The organism is Halalkalibacillus sediminis (genome assembly GCF_002844535.1).
Lineage (GTDB): Bacteria > Bacillota > Bacilli > Bacillales > Alkalibacillaceae > Halalkalibacillus_A > Halalkalibacillus_A sediminis.
Map to the genome: position 1 here is coordinate 183,584 of NZ_PJNH01000004.1, position 21,858 is coordinate 205,441.

Here is a 21,858-nt window from a genome sequence, read left to right on the forward strand (position 1 = left end):
CCGTTCGATGTACGATAAGATAATTGAAAATTTTGTCCTTTTTTCTGAAGAAGATGATGATATTAGGGCGGCACTCATTGTAGGATCCCGAGCGAGAAAGGAAAAACCTGCTGATTCTTGGTCGGATTTGGATCTAGTAGTTTTTACTCAAAACCCTAAACCCTTATTAAATGAAAAAGAATGGCTTCAGAAAATAGGAGACCCTAGAATCACATTTCTTGAGAATACAGCGGTAGGCGGAGGAACAGAACGTAGGATCCTATTTGAAGGCGGTCAAGATGTTGACTTTGCGGTCTTCCCCACAACCTACATAAAACATTTAGAAAAAGATACCCAAGCTCTTGGAGTACTCGCTAAAGGAGTAAGGGTGTTGATAGACAAGGATAAAATGACAGATTCATTGATTGAGAGTGCGAAAAATAAGGATAAAGAAAATCATAGTATATCCCAAGAGGAACTTAATAATTTCATAAATGATTTTTGGTACCACGCTGTGTTAGCGGCAAAAAAACTCCGTAGAGGAGAGCTACTATACGGGAAAAATATAAGTGACTCTTATATGAAGAACATTCTCATCTTTTTTATTAAAACTCAGAAAAAATTGCAGATGGGAGATGAGTTTAAACATTGGCATGAAATGCGTTTTTTTGAGGAGTGGGCAGATTCCCAAGTCATTCAATCATTTAAAAGACTATATTCTAGATACGAGGAAGACGAAATTTGGGAGACATTGAGGAATACGATGCAAATATATCATGAGATAGCGGTCGATGTATGCAAGATGCTGAATACTCCTTATCCATTTGAAGCAGATAGATATGCCAATGAACTTGTCGATTCATTATATGAAGAGAGGTGATTCTCTCAATGAAGAATTAGTTGTTTGCGTCAGATTTAGATAGTTTTTATGTGAGGAGTGGACGTTTATGCTTAAAGGACCATTATTAATGGCTATCGGGCCAGGTTTGTTAGCAATCTTGATTACCTGGATTCTAGGGAAATTCAAACTACCTGTTTATGTTCGGATTATTCCAGGAATTCTAGCATTGTTTGGGGCATTTTATATTGCCTACAATGGCTATGTAAACATTCGAGGATTTGAAGGTGGAGCACATCTATTTCTCGCATTCTTTTTGTTTATGTTTGCGACGATTGCACTGCTAATGGGGATTAACCACCGTAAAATCGAAGAGGTCGTAGATGATTATAAGGAAGGTGAACTTCATGAGAAAAGTTAAATTCGGTATTTTAAGTACAGCAAATATAGCAAAAAAAGCACTCATCCCAGCCATGAAGCGTGCAGAAAATGTGGAACTCGTGGCGATATCGAGTGGGAGTGGAAAGGCGAAGCAAGTGGCTGAGGAACTCGATATTGCGAAATCCTATGAATCTTACGATGAGTTATTACAAGATCCAGAGATTGAAGCGGTGTATATTCCTCTTCCAAACCATTTACATAAGGAATGGGTGTTCAAGGCGGCTGAAGCGGGCAAGCATATTTTATGTGAGAAGCCAGCTGGTTTGAATGTCAAAGAAGTAGACGAGATGGAGGAAGTATGTGAAAAACATGGAGTTCAGTTCATGGAGGCATTCATGTATCAATTCCATTCACAACACGAACGCGTGAGGGAAATCATCGAATCGGGTGAGATCGGTGACGTAAAGCTGATGAAAGCGAGCTTTTCTTTTCCTTTGACGAAACCTGACGGAAATATTCGTGTGGACGCCGAGAAAGGTGGGGGCAGCATTTATGATGTAGGTTCCTATTGTCTTCATACCTTCCGCACGATTTTAGATGAAGTTGGGGATGAAGTATGGGTTCAAGGGAGTATCGATTCTAAATTCAAAGTGGAAACTTCCGCAACTGGAATGGTCCGAATGAAGAGCGGTGTTGAGGCTCTATTCGACTGTAGTTTCCATACGAGCCTTCGACATGAATATGAAGTAATCGGGACAGAAGGAACGATTCGGGTGCCGAGAGCCTATCGCCCAGATGCATTCGCTGGGGAAGGCCATGTCATTGTTGAAAAGGGAAATTCGATGAGAACAGAACGACATTATAGTGATCAGTACATGGAAGAAGTCGTTCATTTTTCAGATGTGGTAATGAACGGTGGAGAGTTACGTAATAGTTTTCGAGACTCAAAAGAGAATATGCAGTTCATCGATGCATGTTATGAATCTTTGAAAAATGGTAAGAGTGTGAAGGTATAAGACGAGGGGAATGAAAACGATTTTTAATCAAACCATTGGCATACAAGAGATCGATCCACAACTTAAACTGAATGTACGCGAGGCTGTGAGAGCAGTAGTAAGATTCGAAGAAAAACTATTGTTAGTCTATTCCAATCAAGGAGATTATCGTTTTCCAGGTGGTGGCCTTGAAGAAGGGGAAACGTATACAGAAGCAGTCATAAGAGAAATTGCTGAAGAGACAGGTTATCAGGGTGGAATCGTACTTGAGAAGATTGGACTTATAACTGAAAATATGAAGGATTCATTTGAGGATCATGCTATCTTTCAAATGAACTCTCATGTCTATCTGTGTGAAATTTCGGGTGAGACAGCTGAGCAAAAATTGGATGGTTACGAACTGGAACAGGAGTATGAACCTTTTTGGAGGAGCCCAGAATATGCACTGAAGATTAACCAAGAAACCCTTAAGCAGAACCCATCGCACCGTTGGATACTCAGAGAAAATTACATACTGAGCGAGATGGTTAAGAGAGAAGTTAGAAGCGGGTGAGTACTATTTCAAATCTGAACGTCTTAATTGAAAAAATCAAAAAAGCATCTGAGTCGATATATTTCGACCCAAAGGATTCTTTGAGAGAGAAGCCGTCTGATCCAGAGTTATTGAAGAACATCATGGAAGAAATCAAGTTCACTATACTTGAGGAAAATCTAACAGAAGATAATCAGAATTACTTACATGGGGTGCTTGGGAATTTTTATAGAATTATTGGCGAGCCTAAAGAAGCCATTAGATATCATAAGCAGTGCTTGAGTTATGCCAAAGAAACTCATAATGAAAGAAAAGAAATAGTCTCTAGCATCCGATTAGGGGAAGCACTCAAATACGCGGATCAACCACTCCAAGCGATGAACCATTTCAATCAAACGTTTGATCTGTGCAAAAAATATGGAGTGGATGAATACAAAGATTTCGTCTTGCAGCATAAAGGGAAGTGTTTGCTTGAGATGGAGGAATACGAGGAAGCGGAGAGATGTTTCAAGAGGGTATTAGAGATTCGAAAGGAAAAGAATGACCCATCTCTGATTCAATCGACCGAAGCTGCGGTGGACTTTGTTTTTGAGCTTAGGGAAAGATAAACTCCATATGATTAATATCGAGTTTTTATAGTGTGGATTTCTCTTCTATTGGAATGCGATAAATAGTGAAAGAGGGTTCACTGTCTGAAACCCCATATTAACCCTCTAAATATCATATTAATAAGCCAGTTATTTTTCTCTAATATCAGATGACTTACAATCATTGAAAGTAGAAATGCTACCGTCGGTGTATCAGTTCGAAATATATTAGAAACAGTTAAAAAGAGTATAGTAGACACAATTATTAAGACTATTAAATACGATAACCCCTTTACCATATTATCCTCACTCCCTATTCTTTCGCCTTGTTGAGGGTTAAATTAACAAACTGTTTCTTCAGCTTCTAGTATTTCTCCATTCTGAGCATCTACATGAATTGTTCCGAATTCACAAACCTCATCGACTTCCCATTTAACTACATATTTGCCTGAATCATTGTGCACTGATTTTATCGTAACCTCGTCTTTATTTTTATTGAGATTTTCAGTAAGATGATTCAAAACAATTTTCTCTACTTCTTCTTCAGTAATTTCAGGTGCTTGTTCTTGAGCACTTTGGGTCTCTGAATTCCCGCATGCACCTAAAACGAGAACGAGACAAACAAATAATGCCATGAGGAACCTTCCCATAACTTTCATCTCCTTTAATTTCTACCCCTCAAAATTGGCCTTTCCAATGACTGAATGTCTTCATCCAGATTCATCACTTTCTGTTCGACCATGCCTTTCGCATCTTTTACACCTTGGTTATAGAAATGAGGGCCGATTTCTTTAGAGATCAAGTCCAGCAAAGTTTCAGCTGCTAGATCACCAATTTCCTCAGCACGCTCATTATAAAAGTATTCTTTCAAGGTTTCTTTTATTTGTTCTTTTTGATCTTGTGATAGTTTGATAGTCACTGAATTCTCTCCTTTAGTAAAGGCTTTGGATTTTCATCCAAAGCCTATTGTTACCTCTACTGTACCAAATGTTGGTCCAAGAATTCCTTGATTGCTTTATATTGTCTAATTCGATTTTTTCACTAGAATCCCCTTTGTTTCTGTAAATATTTTTCTATAATAGGAAAATTAATGGGATTTATATGTTAAAATAATTTTAAAACGACTTTAAATAGAGGTGGAATTTACAGAGGAAGAGGTACAGCAAATTTAAGATGCTGAGAATAATTGACCAAGAACTGAAACTATATACATAAAGTCAACGTCTATAAAAATAGAACATTTTTTATAACAACATCGAAGAAACATAGAAAGGATGATCATATGATTAAAAATGTTTTTATTTTAATCGGGTTGGCATCACTTTTAATGATGGCGGCTTGTGATGATTCGGAGAGTATAAGTGCCAGTGGTGAAGAAGAGTTATATATAGCAACTGAAGATGGTGAAAAATTAGCGACCGAGGAGGATTTTGAACGAACTTCAGTTGAACAGATTGAGCGAGATGGTGAATCCATCGTAACGATAAGTATTGAGTTTCGACGAGCGGATAAATTGTATCGAATGACAAGTGATCATATAGGTGAAGTTACGCATGTCTATTATGGTGATAAGATTATCAGTAGCCCGAAGGTCCATGACACAATCGAAAGTAAGAGCGTCATGATTGAAGGCGATTTTACTAAAGAAGAAGCGGAAATTATTGTGGAATCTGTGAATGGGTAAAGCTATAGAGATATAAAGAATAAAAACCAGACGTTATGGGCGTCTGGTTTTTATATTTGCTGTTGCGAATGTATTTGGAATAAAAACGGTTTTGAATCAGTAAATTATTTTAATTAATGTTTACTGAGGAGAGGAAGAAATGGAAAAGTTGAAAGGTTGGTTCAAATCTAAAAAAGTGTGGATGGGCGTTGCTGCAATCATTGTAGTGATAGTCGCATTTGGCATTGGCAGCAGCAGTGCGAAGGTCACGCTAGAAGGGGAAAAGGTTTCCTATAATGATTTGCTTGAAAAAGTAGAGGAAGCAGAAAAGGATTTGTCGGATGTTGAGCAGCAAATTAAGGGGAAAGAAGAGGAATTAGAAAGCGTAAAGAAAGATAAAGAGAATCAAATCAATGATTTAGAGGAAGAGATTAAGGCCACGAAAAATGAGCTACAAGGGGAGGAGTCGAAACTAGCAGAAAGACAGGATGAGTTTGATGAACTGATAGCCTTAGTTGAACAACGTGATGATTTAAAAAATGAAATTGAAGAGCTGGATGGACATTTGACTGGAAGAAAAGATGAATTAGAAACGATTAATAATGAAATATCGGACAAAGAAAAAGAATTGGAAAAATTACAAGGTGTGATTTCGGAGACAGGAGAACAGCCGATTGAACTGATCGCTGGATTGTATACTGTCGGAAGCGATGTACCAGCTGGAAGGTATAGAGCAACAAACGTGGGAAGAGGAACTAACTTTTTCGTTTATGATTCAAGTGGATATCCGAAAGTGAATCAAATATTGGGCGATGGTACGTATGCAGACGGTGACTTCATTTTTAACGCAAACGATGGTGACACAATAGAGACCCTAGGTCATATCAAGCTGATTCCAGTTGAATAGAACGGGATTAGAAAATCCCGTTCTATAGTTATTGATAATACATTTTCAAAGGTGCAAAGAAGCAATCATACTGGTTGTAAAATCCGTGGTAAACTATGATGTCGATTAAATTCGGTATCGTTGAAGGACTACTTCATGAATTTAACTATGAATTCCGTTTCTTCTGGGTAGATCTCTGCATCTTTCACCTTTCCGTCGGCATATTCAACATTTAATATAATTGAATCAACTTCTCCGTCAAAAGAGTCGATGAATAAACTCCATACTCTGATATTATTTTCTTTGTAAAACTCAGTTTCATGTTCCATTTCGGAATCTCCGACTTTCACTACATCAATTTCTTCTTTGCTTCCATCTTGATAATGGATGGTCGCAAACATATTTTCGATTTCGTGAAATGGAAATACGACCTCGCCGTGTTCTTCGATATCTTTATGTAGCGATTGGAGTTGGCCGTTAGATTGGGTAGTTTCCCCACCTGATAAAATTAAATCTGAGCGTCTATTGTTATGTTTGGTGATTCTTTGGGCTTCTCCAGATTTGATGGTTTCCCCTTCAGAGTATATTTGATATTCATAATCTTTTTCAGGTGAAAGCTTTAATTGTGCTCTGAAATTAAGCCCTTGTAATTGTTCAGCAGGTGCTTCTATCCAATCTCCTGAGCCTTCTTCACGATAGAGTAAGGTAACCTCACTATCTTCTTCTAACTCACTAAAAGACCATTCCATGTCGAATTGTAGTTGTTCAGGAGTTGAATTCTCCACGTCAGGTGTGAACTCTTCAGAAGTAATCCATTGATCTTCATTATTGATTTCCTGTATCTGATTTCTTATGTCGTTAAACTCACCACTCAGACTATTAATCTGTGAATGAGTGTTATTGCTGTTCATTTGAATTTGCTCTTGGAGAGAATTACTTAGGTTCATATATAGAAGTAGGTTTAAAACTATGCTCCCAGTAAGTAGTCCTATCAATATTTTTTCTGTTTTTGTCATGTATATCCCCCTAACATTTCAATTGTATTTTAGCAGATATTACAAATAAATTAACCTAAAATTGAATTAAATTCAGAAATTTCATGCATCTACATTTATATTCAAATGAATTACATTTATAATGGTCATATCATTCGAAAGACGAAATATTTTTCAAAAGGGGAATGGATATGGCTAAGAATTTTACTATGACACGTGATGAGGTACCAGTTGAACAGACGTGGGACTTGAGTGATTTATTTAAAACAGAAGCTGAATGGGAGAAAGCACTGAAGGATGTAGAAAATGCAATCAGGGCGGTCACTCATTTTAAAAGTAGATTGAGCGAAAGTGGCGAAACGTTAATTCATTGTTTACTTGAAAAAGATGCACTCGAGGCTGATTTCATGCGAGTGGCTACATATGCTAGTTTACTTGCTTCAGCGGATGGGACGAACACAGAGAACCAGGCGAGGGTGGCCCGTGTGTCATCTGTTGGTGCTGAGGTGCAAGCGGAAACAGCTTTTGTGTCCTCTGAAATTCGCGGGTTGGACGAGATGACGATTAAACAGTTTTTGAGTGAAGAACCGGGGTTAGAAGTTTATGAGAAAAAGTTGAACGATTTAATGGAAGGAAAAGCGCATCAGTTATCACCTGAAGTAGAAGAGACATTGGCTGCCTTCAGTGAAGTGTTCGATTCTCCATATTCTGTTTATCAACAGAGCAAAACATCGGATATGACGTTTCCATCTTTCACAACTTCAGATGGGGAGGAACATTCCCTTACATTCAATAACTTCCCGGTCTATGAAGGTGCTGCAGATACGGAGTTGCGCCGTAAAGCTTATGAGGCGTTTGTTGGTATATTGAATCAGTATAAAAACACGTACGCTGCGACTTATGCGACTGAAGTGAAAAAGCAGGTCACGGAAGCTCGGTTGCGTAACTATGATTCAGCGACGGACATGCTGTTGCATAAGCAGCAAGTGACAAAAGAGATGTACCATAATCAGCTCGATACCATCCAAAAGGAACTGGCACCACACATGCGTCGCTTCGCCAAATTAAAACAACGGGTACTTGGTTTGGAGAAAATGAAATTTAGTGATCTGAAGGCTCCTTTAGATACAGATTATGACCCACAAGTAACTTATGAAGAAGCGGCTTCAATGGTCCGTGAATCGCTTCAAGTAATGGGACCTGAGTACATGGAAATCATGGAAAAAGGATTGGACGATCGTTGGGTCGATCTCGCTGATAATGTCGGGAAAAGATCGGGTGCTTTCTGTGCAAGTCCTTATGGTGTACACCCTTATATCATGATGACTTGGAACGGTTCGATGAGAAATGTGTTTACGCTAGCTCATGAGTTAGGTCATGCGGGGCATTTCTATTTAGCTGGAGAAAATCAGAAGCTGTCCAATACAAGGCCGTCGATGTATTTTGTTGAGGCACCTTCTACGATGAACGAACGGTTATTGAGCCATCATATTTTGCAAAAAACGGATGATCCTAAGATGAAGCGGTTGGTGATTTTGCAATCGCTAGGAACGTATTATCATAACTTCGTGACACATATTTTAGAAGGGGAACTGCAGCGAAGAGTCTATGAGTTGGCTGATCAAGGCACTCCAATTACGGCGGATCTTCTATGTGAACAGAAGACGGAAGCATTAGCCAACTTCTGGGGAGATACTGTTGAAATGGATGAAGGTGCTGGACTTACTTGGATGCGTCAGCCTCACTATTACATGGGGCTCTATCCATATACCTACTCTGCAGGGTTGACTGCTTCGACAGCGGCAGCCGAGGTGATTCAAGAAGAAGGACAGCCCGCGGTTGATCGCTGGTTGTCAGCGCTAAAAGCTGGAGGCACTTTGAAGCCTCTTGAATTGATGCAACTGGCAGGTGTGGATATGTCAACACCTGAACCGATCCAACGTGCTGTTGCATATGTCGGAACACTGGTTGATGAGCTGGAAAAAAGCTACGACAGTGGAGGTGCTGAATGATGAAGATAGGATTCATTGGATTAGGAATTATGGGAAAACCGATGGCGAAAAACTTGCTGAAGGCTGGATACTCAGTAGTTGCTTCGAGTAGCAATCCCTTAACAAATGAAGAGATCAAAGCCAATGGTGGACAAGTGGTGGACTCTCTTAAAGAAATAGCTGCAGTGTCCGAAGTAGTGATTACGATGGTACCGAATGCACCAGAGGTAAAGGATGTTCTTTTTGGTGAAGAAGGTATTGTAGACTCTCTGAAACCTGGGAGCATTGTCATCGACATGAGCTCGATCGATCCACTAGCAAGTAAGGACATTGCTGCCACCTTAAGAGAACGTGATGTGCAATTTCTAGATGCGCCAGTCAGCGGTGGTGAACCGAAAGCGATCGAAGGTACCGTTTCTGTGATGGTAGGTGGGGATGAAGTGACTTTTGAGAAATGTCTGCCTATCTTGCAAACGGTGGGAGCATCTGTCGTTCGTGTAGGCGATGTCGGTGCAGGGAACTCTGCGAAACTAGCCAATCAGATTGTTGTCGCGACAAATATTGCAGCTGTTTCGGAAGCCCTTGTGCTGGCGGATAAAATGGGTGTGGATCAGACTCAGGTGTACGAAGCGATTCGTGGAGGTTTAGCCGGCAGTACCGTGATGGATGCAAAAGCACCTATGATGATTGAAGGTGATTTCGAACCTGGCTTTAAGGTCGATCTGCATTTGAAAGACATTAGGAATGTTATGAAGACTGGAGAAGCTCTTGATTTAGATTTACCACTTACAAAGTTTGCGAGCGATATTTTAGAAGAATTAGATGAAGCGGGCTATGGTAAAGAGGACCATTCTGCCATTTATCGGTACTTTGAGAAGTTAGGTAAGGAGAAAAAGTAGCGATCAAAATGATAGTCAGATTGAAAAAGCACAAGCGAATGTTCGCTTGTGCTTTTGTATGATCATAATATATTTTTACCCAGTTGCTCCCTGAGAGAAATGTTGATCAATAATGTCAAACAACGATGCTCTTTCTGCTTCGTTTAGTGGAATAAGTGGCAAACGCACACTTCCAACTGGCACGCCAATTCTTCCCAATGCCTCTTTCACGGGTGTCGGACTTGGAGCTGAAAATATTGCGTTCATGACTGGCAAAATGTATCCATGGATGGCTGACGCTTGAGCTACATCACCCTTTTGATAACGGTTCACCATGTCTTGCATCTCATTTCCTATGACGTGAGCAGAAACAGACACGATACCTGCACCTCCTACAGCAAGTGTAGGAAGGGTCAAGCTGTCTTCACCACTATACACAGTGAAATCTTGTGGTGTGTTGTTGACTATTTCTGTTACCTGATTTAAATCTCCACTTGATTCTTTGACTGAAACAATATTTTTAATTCTTGAAAGTCTAATGGTTGTCTCTGCATTCATGTTCACAACACTTCTACCAGGAATGTTATAAAGCATGACCGGTAACTCTATGCTTTCTGCAATTGTAAGGAAATGCTGATACATTCCTTCCTGTGAAGGCTTGTTGTAGAAAGGTACTACAAGCATAACTGCATCGACACCTATGGATTCAGCTTCGCGGGAAAGTTCTATGGAAGCTTTCGTGTTGTTTGATCCAGTACCCGCGATAATAGGCACTCTACCATTCACTTCAGCTACAACGAATTTAAACAACTGCAATTTTTCATCATGGGTAAGTGTTGGGGATTCTCCTGTAGTCCCCGCAACTACCAATCCATCAGACCCGTTAGAGATCAGATGATTAACTAGTCTTCTTGTTGCCTCGAAATCAATTTCACCATTTTGATCAAATGGTGTCACCATTGCTGTTAATACACGACCGAAATTCATAAAATTCCACACACCTTTATTAATTTGATTTACCCTTGGGTGTGGAGGACCAAAAAAAGCAACAACGAAAGGGCCCGTTGTTGCTTTTAGAACTTTTTATATCGTCCTAAACCAGATAGCCCTCCATATAGTTTCCTATATGACAGCCCTGCATTTATTCAATGTCAGAACCAGCTTCAAGAGATGAGTCTCTATTCACTTCGGCGAATTCCCCTTTCTTTATGCTTACCCGGATCTCATTACTCCTACACATAAATACTAATGGTTTCCGCACCTCTACCCTTACTTTAAAGTTACTTTAAAATAAGAAAGTATTAAATTGTTAAATATACTGTATCAAACATAAATATGAATTACAAGAGTAAAATTGCTTGGTTAATTCTATAGAATGAATACCAGCATTTATTCTAAACATAAGGAATGGTAGAATTAAATAAAATGAAAAAATTAACAATTATAGATGTAGATGAAGTATTCCTACGGTAATCGCGATTTTAAAAATCAATGGAATATTAATTTTTCATTTATACTAGATTATTTAGAAATTATGATTGAATTCAATAATGATAAAGTAAGGATTGATAAAATGACGAGACATAAAGAAGGACCTGAAAAACCTTTTAATGATGTTATGGAACATATGCGAAACGTTGAGGGGTACCCAATCAGTAAAGGGGGGAAACTTCCCTTACCTATTAAAGTTTTAGGTATTATTTTATTCGGGACATTTATCTTGATGATGGTTGGTGGATTTGTTGTGAACATTATCTTTAACTGATTGGATATTTAAAGATATTTGTCACCGTACAGAGCCAGTGTTTTAGGTGTGATTTCTTCCATCGGTGAAACATATTGAGCAGTGGTCTTATTAGGTAGGAGTGGAGCACGAATGAAGGGGAAATTTGCACGCTTAGTTATTCTTGCTTTTGTATTAATTCAATTTGTGGGTTGTAGTGACAGATTAGATAGCCAATTGGAGAATCGATCGGATAAATATAATGATGTAAGGAATATTGCTTGGGAATTTGTTAAGGAAAATGGATGGAATGAGCAAGCGAAAGGTGATTGGAAAGACGCAAAGGTTATAAAAATTGTTGCAGATGATCAATACGAACTTTTAGATGACTCATATGAAGGAGAAGAAGTGTTATCCGTCATTTCTGAAGAGGATGGTAATTATGTAACAGGCACCCCTACTATTCTGATTGATTCTACTAAAAATGAAGTTATAGGTTACATTGCGACTGAATAAGAGTATTTTAGATAAAGTATTTGTTCATAGCTGTGGCCAACTTCATGATTGCGGGAATATTGTTCGGACTTTTTAGTTGGATGAGCAGCGAGAGAATGTATAAAGAAAGTCGAAGTTAGAGGAGAAGGTCTAAGTGAAACTTTCAATCATATTTTTTACAATCTTAACTCTTTTCGGGGCTTGCTCAGAAATCACAGATGAAGAGTTGGATCCAGAAGAGGCGGATGTGGAAGAAGGTTATATCGTTGATAAAGATGAGTCTCGGATTCTAGTAGTAGGTGATATTACTAGAGAAGAAGCTACAAAAATGGATGAACAGAAATTGATGAGTAGATCAGAGTCATCAATACAACCTCCAGCTGTATGGTTTGGGGTGAATAATCCTGGTGATTATGAGCTCGGGCAGTTAGTTAGAGTGGAGTTCGAGGGTATGGATGCTAGTTACCCTGGGCAGGCAGGAGCCGAAAAAATTCAAATTGTTGGAGAATAATTTTTATAAAATTTAGAGGGGTGGATTAGAATAAAACTCTCAATCATATTTTTTACAATTTTAACCCTCTTCGGGGCTTGCTCAGAAATCACAGATGAAGAATTGAATCCTGCAGAGGCCAATGTTGAAGAAGGTTATATTGTTGATAAAGATAAGTCTCGGATTCTAGTAGTAGGTGATATTACTAGAGAAGAAGCAATAGAATGAATGAACAAAAATTGATGAGTAGATCAGAGGCATCATTACAACTGCCAGCAGTATGGTTCGCGGTGAATAACCCCGGAGATTATGAGTTGGGACAGCTAGTAAGAGTCAGTTTCAATTATATGAATGATAGCTATCCTGGCTAGGCAGAAGCAGATAAAATTCAGATTGTTGAAGAGTAACTAAATTAGGAGGTTTTTATGGATATTTGGGTAATGATTTTGATGTTTTTAACCGTATTTGGAATTGGTGGCATTTATCAAGAGTTAGTAAAAATGAACAAGAACAAAGCGGACGAGATGGAAGAGTTGAAGGAAATAAGAGAGGAATTAAAGAAATCGAAAGAACAGTAATCAACTATATAGCCGTACTCATTTTAATTATGTTTTAGCTGGGTTATTAGTTGCTTTCTTATTGATCAGAGTCTTTCATTTAACTTCCGAACCTGTTTCGGTCCAATTGTTTGCTATGTTTTTAGCGTATACTTCTTGTGTTTATTTTGGTGCAGCCTTAAGCGATCAACGAAAAGAATTAATAACTATTGAAATTATATTTTCATTCATCATCTTTACGATAGCATGCCTCGGCTTAATATATTCACCATTCTGGTTAGTAGTAGGGTATGCATTACACGGGGGATGGGATATCTTGCACCATCTTGAAGGGATTAAAATGAGGGTAGTCGTTTGGTTCCCGCCAGTATGTGCGGTAGTTGACTTTATTGTTGCTGCTTTCATATATACGAACTATTAGGAGTGAGAGAAATGGGTTCAAAAGTTTACCCTGGTCGATATACGGTGGAAGGTGAAAAGAGTATCACAGTATTTATCATAGGAATGCGCATAAATAAATGGTGGGCGATACATAAATGGTTTCCAGTGTTTTTGGCCATGCCTCGAATGATTAGAGAGTTATATACAAATGATGATTTAGGATTTCTATCTTTAGAGAGCTTCTATGGGTTTAGAACAACACTAATGGTTCAATATTGGAGATCAGAAGAGCAATTGTTAAACTACGCCAAGGCACCAACTCATTTGAAGGCTTGGAAAGATTTCAACAGAAAGACTAAAGGAAATGACTCGGTAGGCATCTATCATGAGACATACAATGTTATCGGTGGAAACTATGAGACAATCTATGCGAACATGCCTCAATACGGGCTAGGGAAAGTCTTCAATCATGTTCCAATTACTCCTTCAACGAATTCAGCAGCTAAACGTTTGAAAGTTAAATCGTGAATAGAAGATTAAGAGAGCTAACACTAAGAGGTTTTTGATTAAAGCAGAATCCTTGCACTGAAAAGCTATCTTTTCTACGATATTCTTGTTGTTAAAAAAAATAGAGATGCAACAGGAGGACTTATTGTGAGTAGAAAATTGAAAGTGGTAGGAATCAGTGGAAGTTTACGTGAAGATTCCTTTAATAGAAAATTATTAGAGTTGGCTGCGTCAAAGCTTCCAGAAGAAGTGGAATATGAGTATGCAGACTACTCGGACGTACCTTTATTTAACCAAGACACCGAAAATCCAATGCCGAAGTCGGTTATGGATTTTAAAGCGACGGTGGATTCTGCAGATATCTTATTGTTCAGTACACCCCAGTACAACGGGTCCATTCCTGGAGTTTTGAAAAATGGTATTGATTGGTTGACTCGACCGTACGGGGAAAACTCATTGAGTGGCAAGGTTGCTGGTGTAATTGGAGCGACTCCAGGAGGAACTGGAACAATCAATGCTCAGGACCATCTCCGAGAAATCTTGAGCTTCATCAACGTGCTAGTTCCGCCACACCCTAGAGTGTTTGTTAGCGAAGTTCATAATAAAGTGGACGAACAAGGCGACTTACAACTCGGGGATCAGATTGAGACCTCATTAATCAACCAACTTGAAAAACTCGTCGAGCTAACGAAAAGCGCTGTATAAATTGATCGCTCCCATGCTTGGGGGCGATTTTTTCATACTTTAAGAAAGTTTAACTTTGTTTAAGGATTAAAGTATGTGAAAAACAAAGGCTTTCGCCATTAGGACTTGGCGATAAGCCAAGTTTTTCTCATCATTTTTTTGAGTTCTTATAGGATAAAAATAGTTTTTCCTGTTATAATGAAAACGTGAGATTTTGACACGAACTTATGAACATTGTAATATATTTGAAAGCAAATACAATTATTCGTTGAAGAGAAGAGTAGACTGTTATGTAGTCTTCAGAGAGTCACCGCAATGCTGGAAGGTGATGGCTGCTTATGGTTGAAGATCATCTCGGAGAAGTTTGGCTGAAGTTTTCAGTAAGCTGGACCGGTTAGGAGCCGTTATCTTTTTTTATACTTTAAGATTGTTTAACTTTGTTAAAGGGTTAAAGTATGTGAAAAACAAAGGCTTTCGCCATTAGGACTTGGCGATAAGCCAAGTTTTTCTCACAAGTGCTATAGGTTGAAACCTATAGAATTTGGGTGGTACCGCGGAAATTCATCCGTCCCTATTTATATATTTAGGGACGGTTTTTTTATGGAAAAAATAAATGAGGTGAGAGTATGCAACGTGTAAATACGAAAGAAGCGGCATTTGACCGCGAGAATCGTGTGAAAGATTATTGGAATCAAGAGAATGTGTTTCATCGATCGATGGATGAGCGCGAGGGAGCAGAAACTTTCGTCTTTTATGAAGGGCCTCCGACCGCGAATGGTTTGCCTCACGCTGGGCACGTATTGGGTCGAGTGATTAAGGACTTTGTGGCTCGCTATAAAACGATGCAAGGCTATCAGGTATTAAGAAAAGGTGGCTGGGATACACACGGCCTGCCGGTAGAACTAGAAGTGGAGAAACAGCTTGGGATCTCCGGTAAACAGGAAATCGAAGAATACGGTGTAGAAAAGTTTATTGAAGAATGTAAAAAAAGTGTTTTCAACTATGAGCGTCAGTGGCGTGAGTTTACGGAGTCGATCGGTTATTGGTTGGATATGGATGACCCATATGTAACCCTCCAAAATCGTTATATCGAAAGTGTCTGGTATATTTTGAGCGACCTTCATAAGCGTGACTTACTTTCAAAAGGGCATCGAGTCACTCCTTATTGCCCGAGCTGTCAGACGACATTGAGCTCTCATGAAGTGGCGCAAGGTTACGAAGATGTCAAAGACCTATCTGCAACTGCGAAGTTCAAGGTAGTGGATTCAGAGAATGAATTCTTCCTTGGATGGACGACGACGCCTTGGACGTTACCTGCGAACGTGGCTTTAGCGGTTCATCCCGAATTGACCTATGCGAAAGTGAAACAAGGGAAAGAAGTCTATATTTTAGCTGAAAAGCTAGTAGAGAAACATTTCGATGAAGATTATGAAATTCTTTCGACTCATAAGGGAAGCGAATTCAAGGGCGTTTCTTATGTGGCTCCATTCCCTTTCATCAAGCCAGAACGTGGCCATTTCGTCGTTGAAGCGGACTTCGTCAATGCTGAAAGTGGTACTGGGGTCGTGCACGCTGCTCCTGCGTATGGTGAAGATGACTATGAATTGGTGCAAGAACACGATTTGTCATTCTTCAATGTTGTTGACGGTCAAGGGCGCTACACATCTGATATCCCGCCATTTGAAGGGAAATTCGTCAAAGATTGTGACGTCGATATCGTGAAATACTTGGCTAGCGAAGGGCTTCTTTTCCATAAAGAAAAGTATGAACACAGCTATCCTCATTGCTGGCGTTGTGATTCACCGCTACTTTATTACGCAATCGAAAGTTGGTTCATCAAAACAACTCAATTGAAAGATCAATTTTTGAAAAATAATCAGGACGTAGAATGGTATCCGGATCATATTAAAGACGGTCGATTCGGTAATTTCTTAGAAAATATGGTGGACTGGAATATCGGACGAAACCGTTTCTGGGGAACACCTCTCCCGATCTGGATTTGTGATTCTTGCGATCATCAATATGCTCCTAACAGTCAGGCTGATCTTCAAGAAAAAGCAATCGGCGACATTGGAGATGTCGAGTTGCATAAACCTTATGTAGACCGTGTTCAGCTAAAATGTGAAAAGTGTGAAGGCACGATGAACCGTGTTCCAGAAGTTATCGATGTATGGTTCGACAGTGGTTCGATGCCTTTCGCTCAGCAGCACTATCCTTTTGAAAATAAAGAGGAGTTCGATAAGCAGTTTCCGGCTGATGTCATCTGTGAAGGGATTGACCAGACACGTGGTTGGTTCTATAGCTTGATGGCGGTATCGACTTTATTTACAGGAAAAGCACCTTACAAACGCGTATTGTCTACGGGCTTCATTCTAGATGAAAACGGACGCAAAATGTCTAAGAGTAAAGGGAATGCGCTCGATCCTATGGACTTAGTGAACCAGTTCGGTGCAGATGCTTTCCGCTGGGCACTTCTAGCGGACAGTGCACCTTGGAACAATAAGCGCTTTTCTGAGCGAGTGGTTGTCGAAGCTAAATCGAAAGTGATCGATACGTTAGTGAATATGCACGGCTTTTATGCGCTGTATGCTGATATCGATGGCTACGAGATCAGTTCTAAGGACAGTGGGGAAAAGACGTTACTTGACCGCTGGGTATTAACACGCATGAATAGTGTCATTGAGACGGTTGAAAAGGCTTTAGATGATTATGATTTCACAAAAGCAGCAAAAGCTCTTGAAGATTATGTGGATGAGGTCAGCAATTGGTATATCCGTCGTTCACGTGATCGTTTCTGGGAAAGTGGCATGACAGATTCGAAAAAAGCTGCTTACCATACACTTCATAGTGTCTTGGTCAATCTAAGTAGATTGCTTGCGCCATTCATCCCATTTGTTGCAGAAGATATCCATGTTAATTTGACTGGCCAAAGTGTGCACCTGGCTGACTTCCCAGCTGTGAGAGAAGAAGATGTCGACGCGCAGCTTGAAGAAGATATGGATGCAGTACTTCAAGTAGTAGAGCTTGCTAGAAGTGTGCGAAATGCTGAGGCGATCAAGACGAAGCAACCATTATCCGAACTAGTCGTTATTCCGGTCAATCCTGATCGAGGAAAGGCCTTGGAAAAATATCAATCAATCATCCAGGACGAGTTGAACGTGAAATCAGTCGTGGTGAAACATTCATCAGAGGATTTGGTCAAATACCAGGTGAAGTTGAATTTCCGTGAAGCTGGGCCGGTGTTAGGTAAAAACGTCGGTAAGGTGAAAAAGTATTTGGAGAACCTATCTGATGAAGAAGCGAATTCGATTGTCGAACAAGAAAAAGCAGTCGTTCTAACGGATGATGGAGAGGTTGAAGTACCACTGAATCTGTTGAATGTTGAACGTGTAGCAGATGCTGGGTTGTCGATGGAATCCAACCAGAACTTCCACGTAGTATTGGATACGACGATCACGGAAGAACTTCGTTTAGAAGGATTGGCTCGAGAAATCGTACGTGTCGTCCAAGATGAACGAAAAGCACAAGATCTCCCGATTGATAAACGAATTGATATCACCTTATCTGGGGATGAAGATTTGAAACAGGCGGTCGAGAAAAATGAAAACTTGATTCGCGAAAACTTACTAGTAAATGAACTTGTAGTGGATGAGGTAGCAGAAATGAAAGCATTCACTGTAGGGGATTATGAGTTGAAATTGTTATTTAAATAAAATATTAATATTTTATAGCCACTGACTTAGACGTCAGTGGTTTTTTTTATCCAATATGATACAAAAGACCAGGTTTAGAATTGTAAAAATAAAGGAAATGCCGTTAATACCTTTTGTAAAAAATGTATCTTAAATTTACTTGATTGAGGTCAAGTTGAGTTTCATACATTTAACTCAAAGTTTATATCATCACGAATCACATGCTTGAGGAGGAATTTAATGAAGTATGCAGGTATAGGTTTAGTTATATTTACCGCTATATGTTGGGGGATTACCGGAGGAATTGCAGATATATTAATGAGCAAAGGCTGGGACCCCATTGTAATTTCATTTTACCGAGGGGCTGTAGGTCTTTTATCATTTTTCATATGGTTCCTCGTACGCTATAGACAAAGTTGGGTTAACTCTACTCATTTATACTGGTGGTCCATCTTGGCAGGTGTCGGCGTGGCAGGGAATTTCACTTTTTATTTTTTAAGTATCGAAGCTTCAAGCGTACCTGTGGCTGCCACTCTAATGTACACTGCGCCTGTGATTGTCCTTTTAGCCTCCTTTGCGCTAGGAATAGAACGCAATACTTGGTTTAAATGGGGGTGCATAGCAGGTGTCCTTCTGGGAATCGTTCTGCTTACAGGTGCCTACAACCTGGAATCTATTTCTGTTAGCTTTTTAGGGGTGGCTACAGGTATTGGTGCTGGTCTTTCCTACGCTATATTCATTTTCGGTTTTAAAAAGGCGTCTTATAAAGGACAACCACAGCCATCGTTACTCATCGCCTTTACAACATTCTGTCTGATCCTTTTTATTTTTTCAGACAAAGGTCAGACGGCCTCTGTCTTAACTTCGAGTGATATTGGTTGGTTTATTCTATTAGGAATTATAGGGTCCGGATTATCATTTATTCTATATTTTTATGGTATTCGTCGAACTGCACCTTCCACTGCTTCGATGGTTGCTATGGTAGAACCGGTCACAGCTTCATTATTTGGCTTATTGCTTTTAGGAGATCAATTGGGTATAGTTCAACTTCTGGGAATGGCACTCATCTTAGTTACTGTTACAGTGCTTAGTGTGAAACAGGCCTAAGTGAATAAGTGCCTATCACTCAAACTAAGATTTCACCAGTGAAGGTCCACATTTCATATAAATAATCCACACAAAAAAGCCGCAATCGATTAAGATTGCGGCTTAGTTTATTTATTCTATGGCTTCAATACCACTTTAATATTTCCGTCTTCTTTTTTATCAAAGATATCGTAACCTTTGGCGGCTTCATCTAGAGAATAACGGTGGGTAATGATATCAGTCGGATCGAATTCATTGTTTTCGACCATTTCATATAGTTTTGGCATCAGGTGAATGACGGGTGCTTGTCCCATTTTCATGGATACGTTTCGGCTGAAGAAGTCCCCGATTGGGAATCCGTTTGCCTCTGTACCATAAACACCGGTCAGTTGCACTGTCCCGAATTTACGGACTGCTTGAGATGCTGTCTTGATTGGGCTGATCGTGCCGAATTGATTGTCATGTTCTGAACCGAACTTTTCATCCGGAGGAACGGTACCATCCATACCGACACAGTCGATAACGACGTCAGCTCCACCTTTCGTCTCTTCATGAAGAAGGGAGCCGATATCTTTTTCTTCTTTAAAGTTGAATGTATCAACCCCATTCGTCTTCTTACCGTGTTCTAGTCGGTGGTCGACTTGATCGACTGCTATGACTCTTTCAGCGCCTTTCATCTTGGCAAATTTCTGAGCCATCAGTCCGATGGGGCCACTTCCTAGTACAATGACTTTGTCTCCCTTTTTCACACCGCTATGTTCAACACTCCAGTAAGCGGTTGGAATTACGTCTGATAAAAATAGGACGCTTTCATCATCTAGTTCACTGGTGTCAGGAACCTTGAAAGATGTAAAGTCTGCATATGGTACACGTAAATACTCTGCTTGTCCACCTGGGTAGTTACCGAACATTTCGGTGAACCCGAAAAGTCCGCCCATTTCAGCGTGAGGGTTTGATTCGTCACACTGGCTTTCCATTTGGTTTTTACAGAAGAAGCATTCACCACAACCGACGTTGAATGGGATGACTACACGGTCTCCCTTTTTAAGAGATTTCACGTCCGGTCCGACTTCTTCAACGATTCCCATTGGTTCATGACCAACTACATAATCTTGTTCTGGCTCGATGCCACCTTTATATAAATGTAAGTCTGAACCGCATATTCCACTTGCGGTGATTCGCACAATCATATCACTATTCTCTTGGATGGAAGGAGTCTCAACTTCTTTCGTAACCATCTGGTCTTTTCCTTGAAACGTTACTGCTTTCATTGTTAAAAACACCCTTTCTTATGAGGTAGTTTTTAACAATTGCCGATTTTAAGAGTGCCTAAACATTCTCTAAACTCGTTTTCCGAACGGTAAAATATGATACACCAACAATAAAATCGTTCCAACAGTTGCGATCACACCCATGAAAAAGTAGAGGGTTTCGCCGCCATATACATCGATTAATGCTCCTCCAAGTAGGGAGCCAATGATGCCTGAAACACCGAAGAATACGGAATAATATAGCAGATGTCCGGTTGATTGAAGTAGTTTTGGTATCAATCTAGTGACATAATCAAGTGAAGCTAGGTAGAGTACGCCGAATGTAAGGCCGTGGGTTACTTGTAAGGCTATGACTACCCACGGGTCATCTGTAGCTGCGTAGGCAAACCACCTGAAGCTATACAAGATTCCAGCAATAATAACGAATATCAACGTTTTATATTTTCGGAACCAGTAGGCTGCTGTCGCAAAGACGATTGCTTCACTTGCGACCCCGATAAACCATGCCGTACCAACGATTCCTTCACTACCTCCGAGCTGTACAATATAAACGCCTATAAAACTATCATTTGCGCGGTGGGAGATCGTCAAAAACATCATGAAAAATAGAAAAATGATATAGGGCTTATTTTTTAATAAAACTTTTATATCGCTAAATTTGGTCGGTTCCTTTGCTGCTTCGACATCAGTCAACTTGAGAGTTACAAGTAAAGCCATTAGCCCAAAGGCGAGATAAGGCCAAATCATAAATTGGATACCGAACACTTCCAATACTTGACCAATAACGAGTGCAGAAAATGCAAAACCGATCGATCCCCAAGTTCGGATACTCCCGAAAGATACCCTTAAATCATCTGCTCGCCGTTGAGCTAAACTATCAGCTAATGCACCAACTGGCATAGAGAAGAAAAATAGGAAGAATCCGATGATCAAGATCCAAAGCAAACTATCCATATTGAAGAAAATGATGCTGGATAGGAGAAGTCCGATGATCAAAATCAGCAGGATCTTCTTAACTGTTTTAAATTTATCACTCATGTAGCCCCAAAAAGGTTGGGAGATAATTGCAGCAAAAGGTCCAATTGCTAATACCCAACCAACCTCTGAGCCATCCAGCCCTTTATAGTTCATTAAATATAAAGGTAGAAAGCTTATAATGATCGTGTTCGTCGCATGGAAAGCGAATATTAAAGATTTTAGAGGTGTTAATGATTGTGGTTTTGACATTATGTACTCTCCATTTTCTA

25 protein-coding genes, 1 pseudogene, 1 riboswitch and 1 other annotated feature are annotated in these 21,858 nt (G+C 39.8%); of the genes and pseudogenes, 20 read left to right on the forward strand and 6 right to left on the reverse strand.

Features of this window, described 5'->3' with window-relative positions; translation table 11 throughout:
- Positions 1-7: 7 nt before the first annotated feature.
- From CEY16_RS13470 to CEY16_RS13490, 5 genes are all read left to right on the forward strand, one after another.
- Positions 8-859, forward strand: coding sequence for an aminoglycoside 6-adenylyltransferase (locus tag CEY16_RS13470; RefSeq protein WP_238378860.1), 852 nt, complete (start codon positions 8-10; stop codon positions 857-859).
- A gap of 67 nt (positions 860-926) precedes the next feature.
- Positions 927-1,238, forward strand: a complete 312-nt coding sequence (locus tag CEY16_RS13475) for a hypothetical protein (RefSeq protein WP_101332571.1) — start codon at positions 927-929, stop codon at positions 1,236-1,238.
- Positions 1,225-2,214 (forward strand): Gfo/Idh/MocA family protein, encoded by a 990-nt coding sequence (locus tag CEY16_RS13480; protein WP_101332572.1) that lies wholly within the window; start codon positions 1,225-1,227, stop codon positions 2,212-2,214. Before CEY16_RS13475 ends, CEY16_RS13480 begins: the two co-directional genes overlap by 14 nt.
- 10 nt (positions 2,215-2,224) lie before the next feature.
- Positions 2,225-2,746 carry an NUDIX hydrolase gene (locus CEY16_RS13485; protein ID WP_101332573.1) on the forward strand — a complete coding sequence of 174 codons (522 nt, stop codon included), beginning with the start codon at positions 2,225-2,227 and terminating at the stop codon, positions 2,744-2,746.
- On the forward strand, positions 2,743-3,333 hold the full coding sequence (locus tag CEY16_RS13490) for a tetratricopeptide repeat protein (RefSeq protein WP_101332574.1): 591 nt from the start codon (positions 2,743-2,745) through the stop codon (positions 3,331-3,333). Before CEY16_RS13485 ends, CEY16_RS13490 begins: the two co-directional genes overlap by 4 nt.
- 320 nt (positions 3,334-3,653) lie before the next feature.
- On the opposite strand, the gene CEY16_RS13500 is transcribed toward CEY16_RS13490, so the two are convergent.
- Both CEY16_RS13500 and CEY16_RS13505 read right to left on the reverse strand, forming a co-directional pair.
- Positions 3,654-3,947, reverse strand: a complete 294-nt coding sequence (locus CEY16_RS13500; protein ID WP_162297944.1) for a flagellar protein FlaG — start codon at positions 3,945-3,947, stop codon at positions 3,654-3,656.
- 29 nt (positions 3,948-3,976) lie between these two features.
- Positions 3,977-4,231, reverse strand: a complete 255-nt coding sequence (locus CEY16_RS13505; protein WP_101332577.1) for a DUF2164 domain-containing protein — start codon at positions 4,229-4,231, stop codon at positions 3,977-3,979.
- Positions 4,232-4,594: 363 nt separating this feature from the next.
- On the opposite strand from CEY16_RS13505, the gene CEY16_RS13510 reads away from it, so the two are divergent.
- Positions 4,595-4,996 carry a SecDF P1 head subdomain-containing protein gene (locus tag CEY16_RS13510; RefSeq protein ID WP_101332578.1) on the forward strand — a complete coding sequence of 134 codons (402 nt, stop codon included), beginning with the start codon at positions 4,595-4,597 and terminating at the stop codon, positions 4,994-4,996.
- A 139-nt stretch (positions 4,997-5,135) separates the two neighbouring features.
- Positions 5,136-5,882 carry a coiled-coil domain-containing protein gene (locus CEY16_RS13515; protein WP_101332579.1) on the forward strand — a complete coding sequence of 249 codons (747 nt, stop codon included), beginning with the start codon at positions 5,136-5,138 and terminating at the stop codon, positions 5,880-5,882.
- 128 nt (positions 5,883-6,010) lie between these two features.
- On the opposite strand, the gene CEY16_RS13520 is transcribed toward CEY16_RS13515, so the two are convergent.
- Positions 6,011-6,877, reverse strand: coding sequence for a hypothetical protein (locus tag CEY16_RS13520; protein ID WP_101332580.1), 867 nt, complete (start codon positions 6,875-6,877; stop codon positions 6,011-6,013).
- 164 nt (positions 6,878-7,041) lie between these two features.
- On the opposite strand from CEY16_RS13520, the gene pepF reads away from it, so the two are divergent.
- Positions 7,042-8,868 carry an oligoendopeptidase F gene (gene pepF / locus CEY16_RS13525; protein WP_420795537.1) on the forward strand — a complete coding sequence of 609 codons (1,827 nt, stop codon included), beginning with the start codon at positions 7,042-7,044 and terminating at the stop codon, positions 8,866-8,868.
- Complete coding sequence (gene garR / locus CEY16_RS13530; RefSeq protein WP_338015933.1) at positions 8,865-9,746, forward strand: 2-hydroxy-3-oxopropionate reductase; 882 nt, start codon at positions 8,865-8,867, stop codon at positions 9,744-9,746. Before pepF ends, garR begins: the two co-directional genes overlap by 4 nt.
- Before the next feature lie 75 nt (positions 9,747-9,821).
- Here the strand turns inward: garR and dapA are convergent, their stop codons facing one another.
- On the reverse strand, positions 9,822-10,712 hold the full coding sequence (dapA, locus tag CEY16_RS13535; RefSeq protein ID WP_101332582.1) for a 4-hydroxy-tetrahydrodipicolinate synthase: 891 nt from the start codon (positions 10,710-10,712) through the stop codon (positions 9,822-9,824).
- Positions 10,713-10,820: 108 nt separating this feature from the next.
- Positions 10,821-10,999: riboswitch (Lysine riboswitch) on the reverse strand.
- A 299-nt stretch (positions 11,000-11,298) separates the two neighbouring features.
- Here dapA and CEY16_RS13540 point away from each other — a divergent pair.
- The 11 genes and pseudogenes from CEY16_RS13540 (at position 11,299) to CEY16_RS13570 (ending at position 19,361) form a co-directional block, all read left to right on the forward strand.
- Positions 11,299-11,490, forward strand: a complete 192-nt coding sequence (locus CEY16_RS13540; RefSeq protein ID WP_101332737.1) for a hypothetical protein — start codon at positions 11,299-11,301, stop codon at positions 11,488-11,490.
- A 111-nt stretch (positions 11,491-11,601) separates the two neighbouring features.
- Complete coding sequence (locus CEY16_RS13545; protein WP_101332583.1) at positions 11,602-11,964, forward strand: hypothetical protein; 363 nt, start codon at positions 11,602-11,604, stop codon at positions 11,962-11,964.
- Positions 11,965-12,097: 133 nt separating this feature from the next.
- Entirely contained in the window at positions 12,098-12,454 is a 357-nt protein-coding gene (locus CEY16_RS13550; RefSeq protein WP_101332584.1) for a DUF3221 domain-containing protein, read from the forward strand.
- A 102-nt stretch (positions 12,455-12,556) separates the two neighbouring features.
- A complete protein-coding gene (locus tag CEY16_RS15465) occupies positions 12,557-12,661 on the forward strand; it encodes a YobA family protein (protein ID WP_238378861.1) in 105 nt (34 codons plus the stop codon).
- Positions 12,658-12,804 carry a hypothetical protein gene (locus CEY16_RS15285; protein ID WP_162297945.1) on the forward strand — a complete coding sequence of 49 codons (147 nt, stop codon included), beginning with the start codon at positions 12,658-12,660 and terminating at the stop codon, positions 12,802-12,804. The genes CEY16_RS15465 and CEY16_RS15285 overlap by 4 nt, the downstream gene beginning before the upstream one ends.
- A 54-nt stretch (positions 12,805-12,858) precedes the next feature.
- Complete coding sequence (locus CEY16_RS15290; protein ID WP_162297946.1) at positions 12,859-13,011, forward strand: hypothetical protein; 153 nt, start codon at positions 12,859-12,861, stop codon at positions 13,009-13,011.
- 43 nt (positions 13,012-13,054) lie between these two features.
- A pseudogene (locus CEY16_RS15065) lies at positions 13,055-13,411 on the forward strand (DUF6010 family protein); the annotation flags it as partial.
- An 11-nt stretch (positions 13,412-13,422) separates the two neighbouring features.
- Complete coding sequence (locus CEY16_RS13555; protein ID WP_101332585.1) at positions 13,423-13,899, forward strand: DUF4188 domain-containing protein; 477 nt, start codon at positions 13,423-13,425, stop codon at positions 13,897-13,899.
- A gap of 126 nt (positions 13,900-14,025) precedes the next feature.
- Positions 14,026-14,583, forward strand: coding sequence for an NADPH-dependent FMN reductase (locus CEY16_RS13560; protein WP_162297947.1), 558 nt, complete (start codon positions 14,026-14,028; stop codon positions 14,581-14,583).
- 238 nt (positions 14,584-14,821) lie between these two features.
- Positions 14,822-15,138, forward strand: a binding site (T-box leader).
- Positions 15,139-15,188: 50 nt separating this feature from the next.
- Positions 15,189-18,275 carry an isoleucine--tRNA ligase gene (gene ileS, locus CEY16_RS13565; RefSeq protein ID WP_101332587.1) on the forward strand — a complete coding sequence of 1,029 codons (3,087 nt, stop codon included), beginning with the start codon at positions 15,189-15,191 and terminating at the stop codon, positions 18,273-18,275.
- Positions 18,276-18,494: 219 nt separating this feature from the next.
- Complete coding sequence (locus CEY16_RS13570; protein ID WP_101332588.1) at positions 18,495-19,361, forward strand: DMT family transporter; 867 nt, start codon at positions 18,495-18,497, stop codon at positions 19,359-19,361.
- Positions 19,362-19,477: 116 nt separating this feature from the next.
- Here CEY16_RS13570 and CEY16_RS13575 read toward each other — a convergent pair whose 3' ends face one another.
- On the reverse strand, positions 19,478-20,611 hold the full coding sequence (locus CEY16_RS13575; protein ID WP_101332589.1) for a zinc-dependent alcohol dehydrogenase: 1,134 nt from the start codon (positions 20,609-20,611) through the stop codon (positions 19,478-19,480).
- A gap of 69 nt (positions 20,612-20,680) precedes the next feature.
- Positions 20,681-21,838, reverse strand: a complete 1,158-nt coding sequence (locus CEY16_RS13580) for an MFS transporter (protein WP_101332590.1) — start codon at positions 21,836-21,838, stop codon at positions 20,681-20,683.
- Between the last annotated feature and the right edge of the window lie 20 nt (positions 21,839-21,858).